Raw genomic sequence first — 18,269 nt, 5'->3', positions numbered from 1 at the left:
CCCCCTGCACCTCCGCTCATACGACAACGCGGTCCGTCCGGCTCATACGGGCGGACCGCCTGTTTTTACCGTTCCTGCACAACCAGCACGGTGGAACCCGTGGTCTGCCTCGCCTCCAGTGCCCGGTGCGCTTCACCCGCCTCCCGCAGAGGGAACTGCTGCCCTATGGGCACACGTACCGCCCCCTGCCGCACCACGGCGAACAGGTCATGGGCATGTGCCAGCAGGTCTTCGCGCGCTTCCGTGTAGTGCATCAGGCTGGGACGGGTGAGAAAAAGCGATCCCTTGGCGGCCAGCATGCCGGGGTCAAACGGCGGCACAGAACCGGACGACTGCCCGAACGACACCAGCATCCCCATGGGCCGCAGGCAGTTCATGGATTTCATGAAGGTGGACTTGCCCACGGAGTCGTACACCACGTCCACGCCGCGTCCGTCGGTTATCTGCATGACCCGGCTCACAAAATCCTCGTCCCTGTAGAGAATGGGGTGGTGGCATCCGTGAGCCCGCGCGGTTTCCGCCTTATCCGGGCTGCCCACCGTGCCTATGACGGTCGCGCCCAAGTGGTTCGCCCACTGGCACACCAGCGACCCCACCCCGCCCGCCGCCGCATGGATGAGAATCGCATCTCCTTTCTTCACCGCATGGCAGCCAAAGAGCAGATACCGCGCCGTCATGCCCCGCAGCATCATACCCGCCGCCTGCACGGTGGAAATGTCATCAGGCAGGTGCACCAGCCTGCGGGCGGGAATAAGCCGCGCCTCGGCATAGGCGCCGGGCGGATTTCCGGCATACGCCACCCTGTCACCGGGGGCGAACTCTGTCACCCCCTGCCCCACCTCTTCCACCACGCCCGCGCCTTCCATACCCACAATGGCGGGCAACGTAGGCAGCGGATACAGCCCCGTACGGTGGTACACATCTATAAAGTTCACCCCCACGGCTTCATGCCGCAACCGCACTTCTCCCGGACCGGGGCTTCCCGGGTCATACGGTTCCCACACAAAAACCTCCGGCCCCCCGGTGGCGTGCATTCGGATAGCGTGTGTCATGGTCTCTCCTTGCCCTGCGGCATGGTCTTCTCAGTTCCCGGAACACCGGAACGGATTCCGGGTATACGCATTATATCCCAGAACCCACGCCGTGGGAAAGAAAGAATACGCACCCGCGCAAAAGAAAACCGGGCAGGTTTCCCTGCCCGGCTGCAAACATCGTTGTCCGTCTTGCGGTTATTTCACGGTAGATACGGGGTACTTGGCTTCAGCCCACGCCTTAATGCCGCCGGGATGACGGTACACGTTGGTATAGCCCAGCTTACGCGCCCACACCGCCCCGTTGTGAGAACGGGTGCATTTCACAAAACCGCAGTAAAACACAAGCGGGCGGTCCAGATCATCACCCAGCATGGCGCGGAAGGCTTCCACGTCCTTGCCGTCCGTTTCCTTGGTATCCCACTCATTCATGTCCGGGATGGGAAACAGAAACTGCACGGCACCCGGAATGTGATTCTTCTTGTACGAATCCTCAAAGGGCATGGTGTCCACAATAAGCATTTCCGCGCCGGAATCCATCATCTCCTTGAGCTCTGCGGTAGAGAGCACCTTGTACTCACCGCGCTGCACTTCCTTGGCAAGCTTTATAGCCTTGGTTTCCAGTTCCACCTCGCTTTCGGGGAACAGAAAATTCATGCAGCCTGTCAGGGAAACAAGGGAAAGAACACAGACAAACGCAAGCAAAATCCTTTTCATACAGCTTCCTCGGATTGTTGGCGTGACAGGAACAGGGGGGCGGTCATACGTGACCAATACAGATACACACACGCGGCAAGCAGAACGATATCGCGCACAAAGGCTTCGCGCAGCGCAGAACCGTCCGCCACACCTTCCGGCAGTTCACCCGGCTCAAAACACCCGCAGTCGGCAATGGTAAGGCCCGCCGCCATTGCATAGCCCAGCACGCCCATGAACAGCAGGGTCATTCCCGTAACCGCGGCCAGACTTCCCCGCATGTTGACCACCAGTCCCGCCCCCGCAACCACTTCCAGCACGGGCAGCATAATTGCCGCCAGTCCCGGGAGCGGATGCGGCAGAATGCCGAACTCGCCAATCACACGGGCAAAGGCCTGCACGTCCATAAGCTTGGTCGCCCCGGCGTAGAGAAACACCGCAGCAAGCGCCATGCGGACCGTGAAGGGGAGCCATTTCTTCAGAAAGGGCACCGTGTTGGAAAGATGATGCTGTGCCGCCATTCCCGCTGTGTATCAGGCTTGGCGGACAATGAAAAATTGATAATGGAAATATATTTCAGCGCATTGCATAGAAATATCAAATAAAAGCCGCCCCGGTTTTCCGGGACGGCTCATAGGCGGTTCATGCTGATGCAAAGCTTCTATTGATTTACCCCGGCGGGCGGGACCATGCGTTGCTATCCTTTGGCCCGCTCTTCAAGCACCGCCACGGCGGGCAGCACCTTGCCTTCCAGAAACTCCAGAAACGCGCCGCCTCCGGTGGAAATGTAGGATATCCTGTCCGCCACCTTGTACTTGCCCACGGCAGAAACAGTGTCGCCGCCACCGGCTATGGAAAAGGCGGGGCTGTTGGCCACAGACTCGCACAATGCCTTGGTTCCCGCACCAAACTGGTCAATCTCGAACACGCCTACCGGACCGTTCCAGACAATGGTTCCCGCTTTGGAGAGAATGGCATCGTACATCTTCGCCGTCTCCGGCCCGATGTCCAGAATCATCTCGTCATCCTCCACCTTGTCCACAGGTTTGAGCACGGCCTGCGCAGACTCGGCAAGCTCCTTGCCCACCACCACGTCCACAGGAACGGGAATCTCGCCGCCGGCAGCACGCGCGGCCTCCATCAGGCGCGCAGCCTCGCCCACCAGTTCCTCTTCATACAGCGACTTGCCTACGGGAAAACCCGCCGCACGGATAAAGGTGTTGGCTATGCCGCCGCCCACGATAAGCTTGTCCACCTTGGCGGAAAGGTTCTCCAGCAGGGTCAGCTTGCCGGAAACCTTGGAGCCGCCGATAATGCCCACCACGGGCCGTGCAGGCGTATGCAGAGCACGCCCCAGCGCCTCCAGTTCCTGCCACAGCAGCGGTCCGGCGCAGGCCACGGGAGCAAACCGGGCAACAGCACTGGTAGAGGCCTGCGCCCGGTGCGCAGTGCCAAAGGCGTCCATGACAAAAATATCGCACAGGGCAGCCATCTTCCTGCCCAGTTCCTCATTGTCCTTCTTCTCGCCCTTGTTAAAGCGCACATTCTCGCACAGCACCACCTGTCCAGGCTGAACAGCCACACCGTCCAGCCATTCACGCAGGCACGGCACCTCCATGCCCAGCGCCTTGCCCAGCGCGGCAGCCACCGGCTTGAGAGAGGCTTCTTCCGAATACACACCCTCGTCAGGCCGCCCCAGATGCGACATGACAATAACCGCCGCCCCCTTGTCCAGCGCCATCCGTATGGTGGGCACCGAGGCGTTGATACGCTTCATGGAGGTGATGACCCCGTCCTTGATGGGAACGTTCAGGTCCTGCCGGATGAGCACCCGCTTGCCGGTAAGATTCATGTCTGCCATCTTCAGCACTGCCATGGAAAATCTCCTGCCCTGTTGCGGCCCATCAGGGCCGGTTGTCATGCATCTCTTACATATGCCTGCGTCGCAAGGCTCTCTGAACCTGCGCAGCGTTCCCGCAGCATTACCACTGCTTTCCGCAAAAAATGTGCGCTCCGCGCATACCCTGCCGATGCTACTCTGCCGGTTGCGCCCCGGCTTCCGCCCTTGCAAACGGGCTAACCCGCAGCAACCCTCTACAATAAAAAGCAATCACATGCAAAAGGCCCGGACACGCGCATCATAGCATGTCCGGGCCGGGTGTCCATAGTATACTCAGCGGTGCGCTACAGCACCTTACGCACAGTGGCTACCACGTTCTCCACGGTAAAGCCGAAGTGCTTGAACAATACGTCGCCGGGGGCGGATTCGCCAAAGCTGTTCATGCCCACCACTGCCCCGCCAAGTCCCACATACTTCCACCAGAAGTCGGCAGAAGCGGCCTCCACGGCCACTCGGGCAGTCACAGCCGCGGGCAGCACGCTTTCCTTGTAGGCGGCGTCCTGCGCATCAAACAGGTTGGTGCAGGGCATGGAAACCACACGCACGCGGCAGCCGGATTCCGTCAGCTGCTTCCACGCCGCCTCGGCAAGCCCCACTTCCGAACCGGAGGCAATGAGAATGGCTTCCGGCGTTCCCTCGCAGTCCCGCAGCACATATCCGCCGCGCTTGATGTCGGCAAGGGCGGTTGCACTGCGCTCCATGAACGGAATGGTCTGGCGGGTCAGAGAAAGGCAGGTGGGGCCATCGGCATACTCCGCCCCGCTGCGCCACGCTTCCACGCATTCCACGGTGTCGCACGGGCGCCACACATGGCAGTTGGGAATAAGCCGCAGCCCGGCAAGCTGTTCCACCGGCTGGTGGGTAGGTCCGTCTTCTCCCACACCTATGGAATCATGGGTCAGCACCCACACGGTGCGTATGCGCATGAGCGCGGCAAGGCGGATGGCATTCTTTGCATAGTCCGAAAAAATGAGGAAGGTGCCTGCATAGGGCAGAATGCCGCCATGCAGTGTCATGCCGTTCATAATGGCTCCCATGGCGAACTCACGCACGCCGTAGGAAACGTAGTTGGCATCCCACTTGCCGGGCTTGAGCAGCACGGAGTTTTCCCACTTGGTGCCCACAGACCCCGTCAGGTCAGCAGAGCCTCCCACCATTTCCGGCAGCTTCACGCCCAGCGCAGCCAGTGCCTTCTGGGCGGCAATGCGCGTGGCAAGGCTTTGCGCCTCGGCATTGGTCCGCTCCAGTACGGCGGCAACATGCGCGTCCCAGTCGGCAGGCAGTTCGCCCTGCATACGGCGGATGAACTCGGCAGCCAGTTCGGGATACGCTGCGGTATAGCGGGCAAACAGGTCATTCCACGCGCTCTCGCGGGCCATGCCCGTTTCACGGGCGTCCCAGCCCTTGTACACATCGGCGGGAATCTCAAAGGGTGCATGGTCCCAGCCCAAATTCTTACGGGTAAGCGCAATCTCCTCGTCCCCAAGCGGCGAACCGTGGGTGGAAGAAGACCCGCCCTTGTTGGGTGCCCCGAATCCTATGACAGTTTTGCAGCACAGCAGGCTCGGGCGCCCCGTTTCCGCATGCGCGGCAAGAACCGCCTTGCGCACGGCTTCGGCATCGTGTCCGTCCACATCACGCACCACATGCCAGCCGTAGGCTTCAAACCGGGCAGGGGTATCTTCCGCGAACCAGTCCGTCACCTTGCCGTCAATGGAGATGCCGTTGTCATCCCAAAAGGCCACCAGCTTGCCAAGTCCCAGCGTTCCCGCAAGAGAGCACGCCTCGTGCGAAATGCCTTCCATCATGCAGCCATCGCCCAGAAACACGTAGGTGTGGTGGTCCACCACGTCAAACCCTTCACGGTTGAACTGCGCAGCCATAAGGCGTTCTGCCATGGCCATGCCCACAGCCGTGGCAATGCCCTGCCCCAGCGGGCCTGTGGTGGTTTCCACGCCGGGGCATACACCGTATTCCGGATGCCCTGCGGTCTTGGAGTGCAACTGGCGGAAATTGCGGATATCATCCATGCTCAGGTCGTAGCCGCTCAGATGCAGCAAAGAGTAGATGAGCATGGACCCGTGCCCGTTGGAGAGAACAAACCGATCCCGGTCATACCACTTGGGATTGCCGGGATTATGCTTCAGAAAATCGTTCCACAGAACTTCGGCGATATCCGCCATGCCCATGGGCGCACCGGGATGGCCGGATTTGGCTTTCTGCACGGCGTCCATGCTGAGAACGCGAACGGCATTGGCGAGATGTTTACGAGAGGGCATTCTTTCCTCCTGCGGATAATACCGGGATTATACCGGAATGATACCGGATACGTGTGGGCGTGCAGACTGCGCGCGCACCGCTGTGATAACCGTAAGAAAACTCTATGCAGGCCGCTCATAATACGCGTTGCAGGAGGCAGCACCCCGCCCCTGCGCACGCAAAGGAAACCGGGCCTGCTCAGCCATTGCTGCAGCCTGCCCAGCGGCCCGTCATTTCAGCGACTGTTCAGGCCTTGGCCGCCGCCTGCATGAAGGTCTGCAATCTGTCGGCGTACGGCGGAAAACCGAAAAACGCGGAACCGGAAACCAGAACGTCCGCCCCGCGCCGCACCAATTCCGGCGTATTGTCAGGGTCCACCCCGCCGTCCACCTGAATAAGCGTGGTAAGCCCGCGCGCCTTGATCATGGCAGAAAGCTCGGCAATCTTGCGCAGGCTGAACGGCAAAAATCTCTGTCCGCCAAAACCGGGGTTCACGCTCATGATCAGAACCATATCCAGCTGGTCCAGCACATACTCCAGCACGCTCAGCGGGGTGTGAGGATTCAGCGCCACTCCGCACTGCATGCCCAGCCGCTTGATCTCAGCAACGGCGCGTTCCAGATGCACCGTGGCTTCGGCATGCACCACAAGCATGTCGGAACCGGCATCGGCAAAATCGCCCACATACCGTTCCGGGCGGTCCACCATGAGATGCACATCAAAAAACAGGGAGCTTTCCTTGCGCAGCCGTTTTATCACAGGCGCGCCAAGGGTGATGTTGGGCACAAAGGAACCGTCCATCACGTCCCAGTGCACCCACGTGCACCCTGCGGACGCAAGGGCTTCCAGTTCGTCGGCCAGCCGCCCGAAATCCGAGGAAAGCAACGAAGGGGAAAGAATCATTCTGGTGTCTCTCTTCTCGCCACCCGGCACCTGCGCCGGATGCGTCTTGGCTGCCAGTTCAACATGCCGCGCCCGCAGTCGGTGGGTCATGGGCGGAATGCGCGGCAAAAAATTATGGGTCGGAATTTGGGTTCTGCCGGGCTCCGGCATCCGCAAATCCTTTAAAAAAACGTATCGGCGCCTGCTCCACGGCACTGGCGCGGCTTCAACATCTCCCGCAGGGCTTCCAGTTCGGCAATGGCTTCCCGCACAACCAACCTGCATCCGTCCGGCTGGGGCGGCAACAGCGTTTCCGGTTTCCCGGCCACTCTCTCGCCTCTCATGGCGTCCGCCATATTACCTGTCCTGGCGTCCGGCATATTACCTGCCCTGACGTCCGGCACATTACCTGTTCTGACGCCGGGCATCTCACCGGGTATCCCGGCCTTCATTTCGCCCGTCAGTCCGCCAGAACGAACGGTATCTCCGCGTGCGGCAACCTGCACCGTCAAAGGCTGTGCAGCTTCATGTGCCCTCTGCCGCGCCGGTTCGCCCAATCCCGGAGGAATCCCGTGTCCCGAAGCAAGCACCCGCGCCACAATGGCCTCTATGGCTTGCCTGTCCCGCGGAAAATCCTCTTCGTCGCCCACGCCGTCAGCCACCGCATCATGAGCAACATCGTCCCCTGCGTCACGGCCCGCCCCCGCGCCGGCATAACCGCCCGCCCCCGTCTGCCCTGCCCTTTGCAGGGCTGCCATCACGGCCTCGGTAAGCGTCTCGCTGTACAGCGACTGCATCGTCCCCGGCAGGGACGTTTCAGAAGGATGCCCATCCCCCGCCGCCTGTTCCGCAAAAAGCGGATCACCCTGTCCGGTCAAAATACGCCGCGCGCCTTCAATGGTCAGCCCGCGTTCATGCAGCAGATGGCGTATGGTCCGCAGGGTGGAAACATCCTGCTCCGTATAAAGCCTCTGGCCCTTTTCGGTACGGTGGGGGGCAAGCTGGGGAAACTCAGTCTCCCAGAACCTGAGCACATAGGTTTTCAGATTCAGCAGTTTTGCCGCCTCGCCTATGCGATAGGTTTTCTCCTCCATCCGTCCTCCATCCGCGCGGGTCAGCGGGCATTGCTCTCCAAGCACCACATACGGCGAGTATTCTCCTGCATTGACGCAACACAAGCCATAGCCCCGCCCGTCTCAATCACACAGAAGCACCCGAATCGCCCGCGCAACCCGCTCCGCAGGCTAAATACGCACAGGCAACGCCTTCTGGAGCGAATCTGCCACCTTTTCGCGCTCCTTGTCCACTTCCTTGTCCTTCAGGGTCTTGGCGGCATGGCGGAAGGTAAGGCGGAAGGTAAGATTGCGCACAGATTCCCCCTCCGCAGCCCCCGCATCACCTGACGCAGGCGGCACAAAAACATCAATAAGCACCACGCTCTCCAGCAGCGGCAGCTTCATGCCCTCCACATGATCCAGCACCGCCTGCACAGGCAGCGTTGCGGGGGCAATGACGGTCATGTCACGGCGCGACGGCGGATACACGGGCAGCGCGGCAAAGGCAATGGCATTGGCAGCATGCATCTCGCACAGGGCATCGGTGTCCAGATCGGCCATCCAAACATCCTTGCGGGCATGGTAGGCATCCGCGATGTCAGGCTTCACGCGCCCCATCACACCCACACGGGCACCGCCCGCAAACACGCCCACGCAGGGAGAAAGCCAGCTATGCCCCTTTTCGAGCACAAAGGTTCCCCGGCCCACATGCAGGTGCGCCAGCAGATGTTCCACACACCCCTTGATGTCCTGATAGTCCGCATCGGCCTGCACCTGCGGCCATTCCCCGTCAAAACGGTCGCCGTAGAAAAGAATGTTCAGGCGGCCGGATTCCTTGGCCGTGGTGTCCGAGGTGCTGTCCGCCTCAAAGATGTGCGCCAGTTCAAAGAGGCGCAGCCCGGTGTTGCCCTGCGCAATGTTGTGGCGCAGGTTCTGGAGCAGTCCGGGGGCAAGCGCGGTGCGCAGCACATCCTGTTCCGCCGTGAGCGGGTTCATGATGGGAATGCGCCCTTCAGCAGGCAGGCCGAGATGGTCCAGATCCTTCTGTCCCACAAAGGAATAGTTGATCACCTCGTTCAGGCCAAGGCCGCTACCCCAGCGCTTGATCTTGGCCCAGAAAAGATACTCGTTGCGCGCATCATCGCGGGCGGCAAGCGGGCGGCTCACCTTGGGCAGCACGGGAGCAATGCTGTCCATGCCGTACACGCGCGCCACTTCTTCAATCAGGTCGGCCTCGCGCTCATAGTCCAGCCGGTGGCTGGGCGGAACCACCTTCCACTCAGCCGATCCCTCTGCGGCGCTCTCCACAGTGCAGCCCAGCTTCTCCAGCGTCTTGCGGCAAAACGCATCACCCACATCCACGCCCAGCAGATCGCGGGCGCGTTCAGGGCGGAAGCGCAGAACAGGCGCCTTCCACGGACGCGGCTCAGCCTTGCAGATGCCGGGGCGCACGCTCGCGCCCGAAATTTCAGCCATCATGGCTGCCGCGCGGTTCATGGCAAACAGGCAGTTCACCTGATCCACGCCGCGCTCAAAGCGGTAGGAAGCATCGGAAGAAAGGCCCAGACGGCGGGCCGTCTTGCGCACGGAACCGGGGCGGAACACCGCCGCCTCAAGGAACACGCGGGTGGAGGTATCGTTCATTTCCGTGTTCAAACCGCCCATAACCCCGGCAATGCCCACGCTGCGCACTGCGTCCTTGATCATCAGGTCGCTCCCCTTCATGGAGCGCTCCTGCCCGTCCAGCGTGACAAAGGTTTCCCCTTCGTCCGCAAAATCCACCACTATGCGCCCGCCTTCCAGCAGATCCAGATCGTAGGCGTGCATGGGCTGGCCCAGTTCCATCATCACATAGTTGGTAATGTCCACAATGTTGGAAATGGGACGCAGGCCGATGGCATGCAGGCGATAACGCAGCCATGCGGGGCTTTTGCCCACAGAAAATCCTTCAAGGATGCGTCCGTGAAACACGGGGCACTGGTCGGCATCGGCAATTTCCACTGCCACTTCGCCTGTGCAGTCCGCGCCGGACTCCCTGAGCTCAAAAGAGGGCATGGTCAGCGGCAGGTCAAACGCCAGCGCCACCTCACGCGCAAGGCCCAGCACAGAAAGGCCGTCCGCGCGGTTGGGCGTAATGGAAATATCCAGCACCACGTCGTCAAGATCCAGCGCTTCCACCAGATTCGCACCGGCAACAAAGTCTTCCGGCAGCACCAGAATGCCCTCGTGCTCCTCAGAAAGTCCCAATTCGCGCTCCGAGCAGATCATCCCGTGCGAGGGCTGTCCGCGCAGCTTGGCCTTCTTTATCTCCATGCCGTCAGGCATAACGGTGCCCACCGTGGCGACGGGAACCTTCTGCCCCTTGGCCACGTTGGGCGCGCCGCACACTATGGTCAGCGGTTCGTCCCCGCCCACGTCCACGGTGCACACAGAAAGCTTTTCCGCCTCCGGATGCCGCACACAGTCGAGCACATGCCCCACCACCATATCTTTAATGGCGGCAAAGGGATGGATAATCTCTTCCAGTTCCAGTCCCAGCATGGTGAGCTTGTCGCCAAGCTCCTGCGGGGTGCCTTCGAACGGGACAAATTCACGCAACCATTTGAGACTCAACAGCATGTCAGACTCCCATGCCCTTCACGTTCTGCCGTGCGGCATGCACAGCCGCCGGATTGCTCCGGCGGGTTGCCCCGAACGCGACCGGAAAACCGGCCGCACGGATTATACGAACTGATGCAGAAAGCGCACATCGTTCTCGAAGAACATACGCAGATCGCCAATGCCATACTTGAGCATAGTCACGCGCTCCACGCCAAGCCCGAAGGCAAAACCGGAATACAGTTCCGGGTCGTACCCCACAGACTTGAACACTTCGGGATCGATCATGCCGCACCCGAGAATCTCCACCCATCCGGTCTGCTTGCAGACACGACAGGGCGCGCCGTTCACCGTTCCCTTCCCGCCGCAAATGCAGCACGAGATATCCACCTCGGCGCTGGGCTCCGTGAACGGGAAGAAACTGGGACGGAAGCGTACCCGCGTATCGCCGCCGAACACCGCCTGCAAAAAGGCGGTAAGCGTCCCGCGCAACTCAGCCATGCTCACCTTATGGTCCACCATAAAGCCTTCAATCTGGTGGAACATGGGGGTGTGCGTCAGGTCAGAATCGCGGCGGTACACCTTGCCCGGGGCAATGGCCGCCACAGGGGGCTTGCGCTGCTTCATGGTGCGTATCTGAAGCGGCGATGTGTGCGTGCGCAGCAGAACATCCTCGGTAACGTACAGGGTATCCTGCATGTCACGGGCGGGATGGTCCGAAGGCATGTTCAGGGCTTCGAAATTGTAGAAATCGTTTTCCACCTCCGGCCCGGTCACAATGTCATAGCCCAGCCCGCGGAATATGTCGCAGATTTCGGTCATGACAAGGGTGACGGGATGCAGAGAACCCTGCCACGGCTGGCGTCCGGGAATGGTGGGGTCAAAGAGCGAGAGCCGCGCCTCTTCCGCCGCCTGCACCAGCCCTGCCTTGCGTCCTTCGAACAGGTCGGTGAGCTGTTGTTTGACAATGTTGGCGGTCTTGCCCACAGCGGGGCGTTCCTCGACCGAAAGCTCCGGCAGGCGCTGCATTATCTGCGCGAGCTTGCCCTTGCGGCCAAGAAACTCCACGCGCAGCTCCTCCAGAGCATCCAATGAAAAGGCCCGGTCCAGGCCGCTTTCAAGCTCCCGGACCAGGCCTTCAAGATCATGGGTCAGGTTCATACCTGAGATCCCTTCTAATTGAGTTTGGATTTGGCAAGTTCCGCCAGCTTGGCGAAATCTTCCTTTTCCCGAACGGCAAGGTCGGCAAGGACCTTACGGTTCAGTTCCACACCGGCCAGGGCAAGGCCGTGTATGAACTTGCTGTAGGAGATACCGTGCAGGCGTGCGCCTGCGTTGATGCGGAGAATCCAGAGCTTGCGGAATTCACGCTTTTTAACCTTACGGTCGCGGTACGAATAGACCAGTGCGTTTTCCACGGCCTCGCGTGCGGTGCGGTACAGTTTGGAACGCGCTCCGCGATAGCCCTTAGCCAGCTTCAAATATTTCTTATGGCGGCGATGTGCTGCCATGCCTCTCTTGACGCGCATGGATACCCTCCAGGGTCTTTGTCACTCCGTGAGGCGAGAGTTTGGCCAACGGAGTGCAGGTAAAATCGTGTTTGTTGTCTAAATGGCGAACACAAAACCCCTACGCCTAGGCGTAGGGCATCATGCGACGCACGGCCTTCTCGTTGGTGCTGTCCACAATGGCGGACTGACCGAGATTCATCTTACGCTTGGCGCTCTTCTTCGTCAGAATATGACGCAGGTTCTGCTTGCGGCGGCGGAACTTGCCGCTGCCGGTCACAGAAAAGCGCTTGGCAGCGCACCGTCTGGTTTTCATCTTGGGCATTGGTATTCTCCTTACCGTTAACAGCCCGGCCACCGCCTACAGCAGCGGCGACAGGACATGTCAGAAACTCCTGAACAAACTAGGAGCTTCCATGAAATTCCTCATGAGCAAACGCACAGCGCATCCTCAGGGACACGCAGAGCGGGGATATTGCGACAATTTCCCGCGTAACGCAAGCCCCAAAAGCGGCTATTTTTTCGGCAGCGGCACCATAAGCATGTGCAGGGTGCGCCCTTCCGAACTCGGGGGCTGTTCCACCTTTGCAATATCCTTGGTATCTTCCACCACGCGCTCCAGGATAACCTGCCCACGGTCTTTGTGCACAATTTCGCGCCCGCGGAAAAACACGGTCACCTTGCAGCGGTCGCCGTCTTCAAGGAAGCGGCGAATGTGCTTGAGCTTGGTCTGGTAATCATGTTCATCCGTTTTAGGACGAACCTTGATTTCCTTCACCTGCACAACAGTGGCGTTGCGCTTGGCTTCCTGCTTCTTCTTGCTCTGCTCGAACTTAAACTTGCCGTAGTCCATGATTTTGCAGACCGGCGGTTCTGCATTCGCGGCAACTTCCACCAGATCCAGACCACGCTCCTTAGCAAGGTCTATGGCGACATTGCGGCTCAATATGCCCAACTGCTCACCCTGATCGTCGATAACGCGAACCTCGCGCGCACGAATCTGTTCGTTGCGGCGGGTCAAGTCCTGCGGCTCCGGACGCCGGTTCTTAGGAAAAGCGATAGCTCATCCCTCCATTATTGAACGGTTCCTCACAATCAGCCTTAATCAGCTCTGCCACTTCCGCCAGAGTCTTGAAGCCCATGTCGTCGCCCTTACGCGGGCGTACGCTCACACCTCCAGACTCCACCTCTTTGTCCCCGATAACAAGCATGTAGGGGATTTTGGCAACCTGCGCTTCGCGGACCTTGAAGCCCAGTTTTTCGTTGCGCACATCCGCCTCCACACGAATACCCTGCCGGGCCAGCTCAGCCTTGGCCTGCATGGCAAACTCTGCATGCGCATCGGTAATGGGGAGCAACCGCGCCTGTACAGGAGCAATCCATGTGGGGAAAGCCCCGGCGAAATGCTCCGTCAGAATACCGATGAATCGCTCCACCGAGCCCAAAATGACCCGATGAACCATAACCGGCCTATGCCGCTCACCATCTTCGCCGATGTACACCAAGTCAAATCTGTCAGGCAAGGTAAAATCGCACTGCACAGTCGCGCACTGCCACTCGCGGCCAAGGCAGTCACGCAGCTTGATATCTATCTTGGGTCCGTAAAACGCGCCGTCGCCCTCGTTTATCTCGTAGGGCAGCCCCACTCTGTCCAGCGCCTCGGTAAGCGCATTGGTGGCAAGATTCCAGTCGGCATCGGACCCGATGGATTTCTCAGGGCGCGTAGAAAGCTCCAGGCGGTACTCAAATCCGAACACCCCCATCACATCGCGCACAAAATCCAGCACGCCTATGATTTCTTCCTGCAACTGGTCCGGGCGGCAGATGATATGAGCATCGTCCTGCGTAAACTGGCGTACCCGCATCAACCCGTGCAGCACGCCGGATTTTTCATGGCGGTGCACAACCCCCAGTTCAAAGAACCGCTTGGGCAGTTCACGGTAGCTGCGCAGCTGCGATTTGTATATCAGCATGTGCGCCACGCAGTTCATGGGTTTCACGCCATAGGGCACTTCGTCAATTTCCGTAAAATACATATTTTCCCGGTAATTGGCGTAGTGTCCGGAACGCTCCCACAGTTCGCGCTTCAAAATCTGCGGCCCCTGCACTATGTCATACCCGCGCTTCAGGTGTTCCTTGCGCTCAAAGTCCTCAATGATGGTGCGGATAAGCGCGCCCTTGGGGTGCCAATAGGCCATGCCCGCGCCGCCTTCTTCCTGAAAGCTGAACAGGTCCAGCTGCGCCCCCAGCTTGCGGTGGTCGCGCTTCTTGGCCTCTTCCAGCATGGTCAGATACTTCTTCAGCTCCTTGGGATCGCTGAAGGCGGTTCCGTAAATGCGCGAGAGCATGCGGTTCTTTTCGTCCCCGCGCCAGTAGGCCCCGGCAACGCTCATCAGCTTGAACGCCTTCACAAACCCGGTGTCGGGAATATGCGGCCCGCGGCACAGGTCCACAAAGTCACCATGGCGATACAGCGAAACCGTCTCATCCGGCACGGCGTCAATAAGCTCCAGCTTATAGGTCTCGCCCATACCGGCAAACAGCTCGCGCGCCTCGTCCTTTGTGCACACCGAACGTTCAAAGGGCTGCGCCGCCTCAATGATCTTTGCCATCTCCGCTTCAATGGCTTCCAGATCCTCCGGCGTAAAGGCGCGGCTGAATTCGAAATCGTAGTAGAATCCGTTCTCGATGGAGGGTCCAATGGTCACCTTCACATCGGGGAAAAGGCGTTTCACCGCGTCAGCCATGATGTGGGCCGTGGAATGCCGCAGCAGCTCCACGCCCTCGGGAGTGTCCAGATAGACGGGGGTGAGGGTTTCGCACCCGGCGGGAACGGCGGCAGTAAGGTCAAGCATGGTCGTCCCGCACTTGACTGCCAGCACCTGCTTGAGCTTCTTTCCGCTCAGCGTTTCCTTCAGGGCGTCGCGGCAGAGCGAGCCTGCGGCAACCTCAACAACCTGTCCTTCAATAGACACGTTCACGATGGCTTCTCCTGAAAAATGATGTGAATAACGCAAAAGAGGGAGGCATTTCCGCCTCCCTCTGCTCCGATTCAGTGTGGTAGGCACGAGCAGCTTTGAACTGCTGACCCCTACCGTGTCAAGGTAGTGCTCTACCCCTGAGCTACGCGCCTACACCGTTACGGCGGAGATGGTATCTACGCACATGAGCCACCTTCGTCAAGCCCAAATCGCAGCCAAATCATTTTTTCTCCAAAAGATTCCTCCTCCGCCCTCACCTTTTCCCATATATAATGTCCAATTTTCCCTGAGCATGGAAAAAGATGAAAAGATTTCTCCCTTTTTGATGCGTGTCACATACCGCACGGGCCATCCGGCCTAGATTGCACTCAACGGCGCACGGAACATACGCACGCCGGACAACGCAAGCAAATAACCGGCGCGGCAGCATGGGCTTCAGACCTCCTCAGCGCAGCCGGAAAAACGGGAGCAGACCATGATCAAAAAATTTCTTTCCTTCTTTACCGGCAACGCCGCCAGCGGCGAACAGAAACCCTCTTCCAACAAGGAGCATGCAATGTTTTGCAACCAGTGTGAACAGACTGCCAAAGGAACCGGCTGCACCCAGATAGGCGTGTGCGGCAAGCAGCCCGAAGTGTCCGACATTCAGGACCTCGTGGTCTACTCCCTGCGCGGTCTCTCCCTTGCGGCCCTGAAGACCGGCAACAAGGATCTGGCCCTTGGCCATTTCACTGCCAAGATGCTCTTCACCACCCTCACCAACGTCAACTTCGACCCCGCACGTTTCCAGACCTTCATCAGCGACATCGTCGCCAAGCGCGATGAACTGCTTACCAAGGGCGGCGCATCCCTGCCCGCAGGTCCCGGCACCTACAAGCCCGCCTCCACCATCGACGGGCTGGTCGCACAGGCAGAAGGTCACGGCGTTGCCGACTTCGATTCCAACGACGATATCCGCTCCGTCAAGCAGCTTCTGGTTTACGGGCTCAAGGGCCTTGCCGCCTACGCCGACCATGCGGGCATTCTCGGCCAGCAGGACGAGAAGGTATACGACTTCCTGTACAAGGCTCTTGCGGCCGGATACGACGGCGTAGAGCGCGACCTGAATGCATGGGTGGGCCTGCTGCTGGAATGCGGCAACGTGAACCTGCGCGCCATGGAACTGCTGGACGCAGGCAACACCGGCACCTACGGCCACCCTGTTCCCACGGAAGTGCCGCTGGGGCAGAAGAAGGGCAAGGCCATCCTCGTTTCCGGTCACGACCTGAAGGACCTGCACGAACTGCTCAAGCAGACGGAAGGCAAGGGCATAAACATATACACCCACGGCGAAATGCTGCCCTGCCACGGCTACCCGGAACTGAAGAAGTACCCCCACTTCTACGGCCACTTCGGCACCGCATGGCAGAACCAGCACAAGGAATTCCCGGCCTTCCCCGGTGCCATCCTGTTCACCACCAACTGCATCCAGAAGCCGCAGGACTCTTACAAGGCCAACGTGTTCACCACCGGCCTGGTGGGCTGGCCCGGTCTGGTCCACTGCGAAAACCGCGACTTCACTCCCGTGATCAAGCGCGCCCTTGAACTGCCCGGCTTTACCGAAGACAAGCCCGGCAAGACCGTGCTCACCGGCTTTGGCCGCAACGCGGTGCTCGGCGTGGCAGATAAGGTCATCGACGCCGTGAAGGCCGGTGCCATCCGTCACTTCTTCCTGGTGGGCGGCTGCGACGGTGCCAAGCCCGGACGTAACTACTACACCGAGTTCGTGGAAAAGACCCCCAAGGACACCGTGGTGCTCACCCTCGCATGCGGCAAGTTCCGGTTCTTTGACAAGCAGATCGGCGACATAGGCGGCATTCCGCGCCTTCTGGACGTGGGCCAGTGCAACGATGCCTACTCCGCCGTGCAGATCGCCGTGGCGCTTGCCAACGCATTCAACTGCGGCGTGAACGACCTGCCCCTCTCTCTCGTGCTCAGCTGGTACGAGCAGAAGGCCGTGGTCATTCTGCTCACCCTGCTGGCGCTCGGCATCAAGGATATCCGCCTCGGACCCTCACTGCCCGCGTTCGTAAGCCCCAACGTGCTGAACTTCCTTGTAGAAAACTATAACATCAAGCCCATCTCCACGCCTGACGAAGACCTCAAGGCCATTCTGGGCTAATCCCATCAGAACATCGGGAGGGGTGCCTCCTCTCCCCTCCCGATGTCCTGCATTCTTCCCACCACCCGGCAAGACGGAACTCCGAACCAACGGCAGCACCCATTCCGGCGCTGGCCGGTCACAGGACCGGGCATCACCAGAGCGGGTGAAGCACCGCAACCCAAGTGCCCGTCCCGGAACCAAGTAAGGCGCCGACCATGGCACCAGACACAGCTTAGGGCCCGGCACCAACAAAAATATGCAAAATCAATTATCCACAGGGGATACCAATATGTCCAAGATCAAAAGAAAGATTATCGAAATTGACGAAGAAAAGTGCACCGGTTGTGGCCTGTGCATCGTGGACTGCGCAGAAGGCGCACTGGCCATCGTGGACGGCAAGGCCAAAATCGTAAAGGATTCCTTCTGTGACGGACTGGGCGCGTGCATCGGCGCATGCCCGGAAAACGCCCTGCACATCATCGAACGCGAGGCGGACGACTTTGACGAGGAAGCCGCTCTGGCATGGGTTGCCCGGCGCGATGGCAAGGCCACCCCGTCCCACAGTTCCCACGCTTCACACGGCCCGCACGGTCACGGCCCTGCTCACATCGGGCACGCCGGCCACGGTGCTCAACATGGTCATGCGCACGCAGGCGGCCATGGGTGCGGCTGCCCCGGCTCCATGGCCAAGCGCATCACCCCCATGCAGTCAGCACCAGACGGCATACAGGCCGTAACGGTAGAAGGCGGCCCCGTTTCCGGCCCCGGCCACTGGCCGCTCAAGATTCGCCTTGTGCCGCCCACGGCGGAATACCTGAAGGGTGCAGACGTGCTGGTGGCCGCAGACTGCGCCTCCGCAGCCTCCCCCATCTTCCACAGCGAATTCGCACGCGGCAAGGTGGTGCTCATCGGCTGCCCCAAGTTTGACGATACCAACGCCTACGTGCAGAAGATAACAGACATCCTCGCCACCAGCGGCATCCGTTCCATCGCGGTGCTGCGCATGGAAGTCCCCTGCTGCCGGGGCCTCTCACAGGCCGTGTTCGAAGCAGCCAAGCGCGCAGACACCGGCATTCCGGTGGAGGAAATCATCATGACCTGCGGCGGCGGGCGCGCGCAGCAGACTCTGTTCGGGCAGTAGCCACAAAACAACAGCCCCCGGCCGGTTCCGCATGGCGGACTCAGGCCGGGGGCTGTTCATTGTGTGTCGATCCGT

The 18,269-nt window shown here is 60.0% G+C and carries 14 protein-coding genes, 1 tRNA gene and 1 pseudogene; 2 read left to right on the top strand and 14 right to left on the bottom strand.

Going from position 1 to position 18,269, the window contains the following annotated elements; genetic code table 11:
• Nucleotides 1-65: 65 nt before the first annotated feature.
• The 14 genes and pseudogenes from HUV26_RS04275 to HUV26_RS04210 all read right to left on the bottom strand — a co-directional run bounded on the left by HUV26_RS04275 (nucleotide 66) and on the right by HUV26_RS04210 (nucleotide 15,062).
• Nucleotides 66-1,052: a quinone oxidoreductase family protein gene (locus HUV26_RS04275; RefSeq protein WP_174408858.1), complete on the bottom strand. Its 987-nt coding sequence runs from the start codon at nucleotides 1,050-1,052 to the stop codon at nucleotides 66-68.
• Between the two features lie 177 nt (nucleotides 1,053-1,229).
• Nucleotides 1,230-1,748, bottom strand: coding sequence for a rhodanese-like domain-containing protein (locus tag HUV26_RS04270; protein WP_174408857.1), 519 nt, complete (start codon nucleotides 1,746-1,748; stop codon nucleotides 1,230-1,232).
• Complete coding sequence (locus HUV26_RS04265; protein WP_174408856.1) at nucleotides 1,745-2,248, bottom strand: DoxX family protein; 504 nt, start codon at nucleotides 2,246-2,248, stop codon at nucleotides 1,745-1,747. The genes HUV26_RS04270 and HUV26_RS04265 overlap by 4 nt, the downstream gene beginning before the upstream one ends.
• Before the next feature lie 176 nt (nucleotides 2,249-2,424).
• On the bottom strand, nucleotides 2,425-3,603 hold the full coding sequence (locus HUV26_RS04260) for a phosphoglycerate kinase (protein ID WP_174408855.1): 1,179 nt from the start codon (nucleotides 3,601-3,603) through the stop codon (nucleotides 2,425-2,427).
• 308 nt (nucleotides 3,604-3,911) lie between these two features.
• Nucleotides 3,912-5,906: a transketolase gene (tkt, locus tag HUV26_RS04255; protein ID WP_174408854.1), complete on the bottom strand. Its 1,995-nt coding sequence runs from the start codon at nucleotides 5,904-5,906 to the stop codon at nucleotides 3,912-3,914.
• Between the two features lie 226 nt (nucleotides 5,907-6,132).
• The gene (rpe, locus tag HUV26_RS04250; RefSeq protein WP_174408901.1) at nucleotides 6,133-6,789 is read right to left on the bottom strand and encodes a ribulose-phosphate 3-epimerase; all 657 of its coding nucleotides are present in this window, start codon (nucleotides 6,787-6,789) and stop codon (nucleotides 6,133-6,135) included.
• A gap of 847 nt (nucleotides 6,790-7,636) precedes the next feature.
• Nucleotides 7,637-7,862, bottom strand: a pseudogene (locus tag HUV26_RS04245) (MerR family transcriptional regulator); the annotation flags it as partial.
• 150 nt (nucleotides 7,863-8,012) lie between these two features.
• Nucleotides 8,013-10,442: a phenylalanine--tRNA ligase subunit beta gene (gene pheT, locus HUV26_RS04240; protein ID WP_174408853.1), complete on the bottom strand. Its 2,430-nt coding sequence runs from the start codon at nucleotides 10,440-10,442 to the stop codon at nucleotides 8,013-8,015.
• 102 nt (nucleotides 10,443-10,544) lie between these two features.
• Entirely contained in the window at nucleotides 10,545-11,582 is a 1,038-nt protein-coding gene (locus HUV26_RS04235) for a phenylalanine--tRNA ligase subunit alpha (RefSeq protein ID WP_174408852.1), read from the bottom strand.
• Between the two features lie 14 nt (nucleotides 11,583-11,596).
• Nucleotides 11,597-11,950: a 50S ribosomal protein L20 gene (gene rplT, locus HUV26_RS04230; RefSeq protein ID WP_174408851.1), complete on the bottom strand. Its 354-nt coding sequence runs from the start codon at nucleotides 11,948-11,950 to the stop codon at nucleotides 11,597-11,599.
• 106 nt (nucleotides 11,951-12,056) lie between these two features.
• Complete coding sequence (rpmI, locus tag HUV26_RS04225; RefSeq protein ID WP_174408850.1) at nucleotides 12,057-12,254, bottom strand: 50S ribosomal protein L35; 198 nt, start codon at nucleotides 12,252-12,254, stop codon at nucleotides 12,057-12,059.
• A 189-nt stretch (nucleotides 12,255-12,443) separates the two neighbouring features.
• The gene (gene infC / locus HUV26_RS04220; RefSeq protein WP_174408900.1) at nucleotides 12,444-12,989 is read right to left on the bottom strand and encodes a translation initiation factor IF-3; all 546 of its coding nucleotides are present in this window, start codon (nucleotides 12,987-12,989) and stop codon (nucleotides 12,444-12,446) included.
• On the bottom strand, nucleotides 12,976-14,910 hold the full coding sequence (thrS, locus tag HUV26_RS04215; RefSeq protein ID WP_174408849.1) for a threonine--tRNA ligase: 1,935 nt from the start codon (nucleotides 14,908-14,910) through the stop codon (nucleotides 12,976-12,978). The genes infC and thrS overlap by 14 nt, the downstream gene beginning before the upstream one ends.
• A 77-nt stretch (nucleotides 14,911-14,987) precedes the next feature.
• A tRNA-Val gene (locus tag HUV26_RS04210) sits at nucleotides 14,988-15,062 on the bottom strand.
• Between the two features lie 404 nt (nucleotides 15,063-15,466).
• Between HUV26_RS04210 and hcp the strand changes: the two genes are divergently transcribed.
• On the top strand, nucleotides 15,467-17,071 hold the full coding sequence (gene hcp, locus HUV26_RS04205; protein WP_174408899.1) for a hydroxylamine reductase: 1,605 nt from the start codon (nucleotides 15,467-15,469) through the stop codon (nucleotides 17,069-17,071).
• A gap of 271 nt (nucleotides 17,072-17,342) precedes the next feature.
• Nucleotides 17,343-18,194: an ATP-binding protein gene (locus HUV26_RS04200; RefSeq protein ID WP_174408848.1), complete on the top strand. Its 852-nt coding sequence runs from the start codon at nucleotides 17,343-17,345 to the stop codon at nucleotides 18,192-18,194.
• Nucleotides 18,195-18,269: the final 75 nt, after the last annotated feature.

The organism is Desulfovibrio psychrotolerans (assembly GCF_013340305.1).
Taxonomy (GTDB): Bacteria; Desulfobacterota; Desulfovibrionia; order Desulfovibrionales; family Desulfovibrionaceae; genus Halodesulfovibrio; species Halodesulfovibrio psychrotolerans.
Note: the sequence above shows the minus strand (reverse complement) of the source record. Positions and strands in the feature narration are given on the sequence as shown.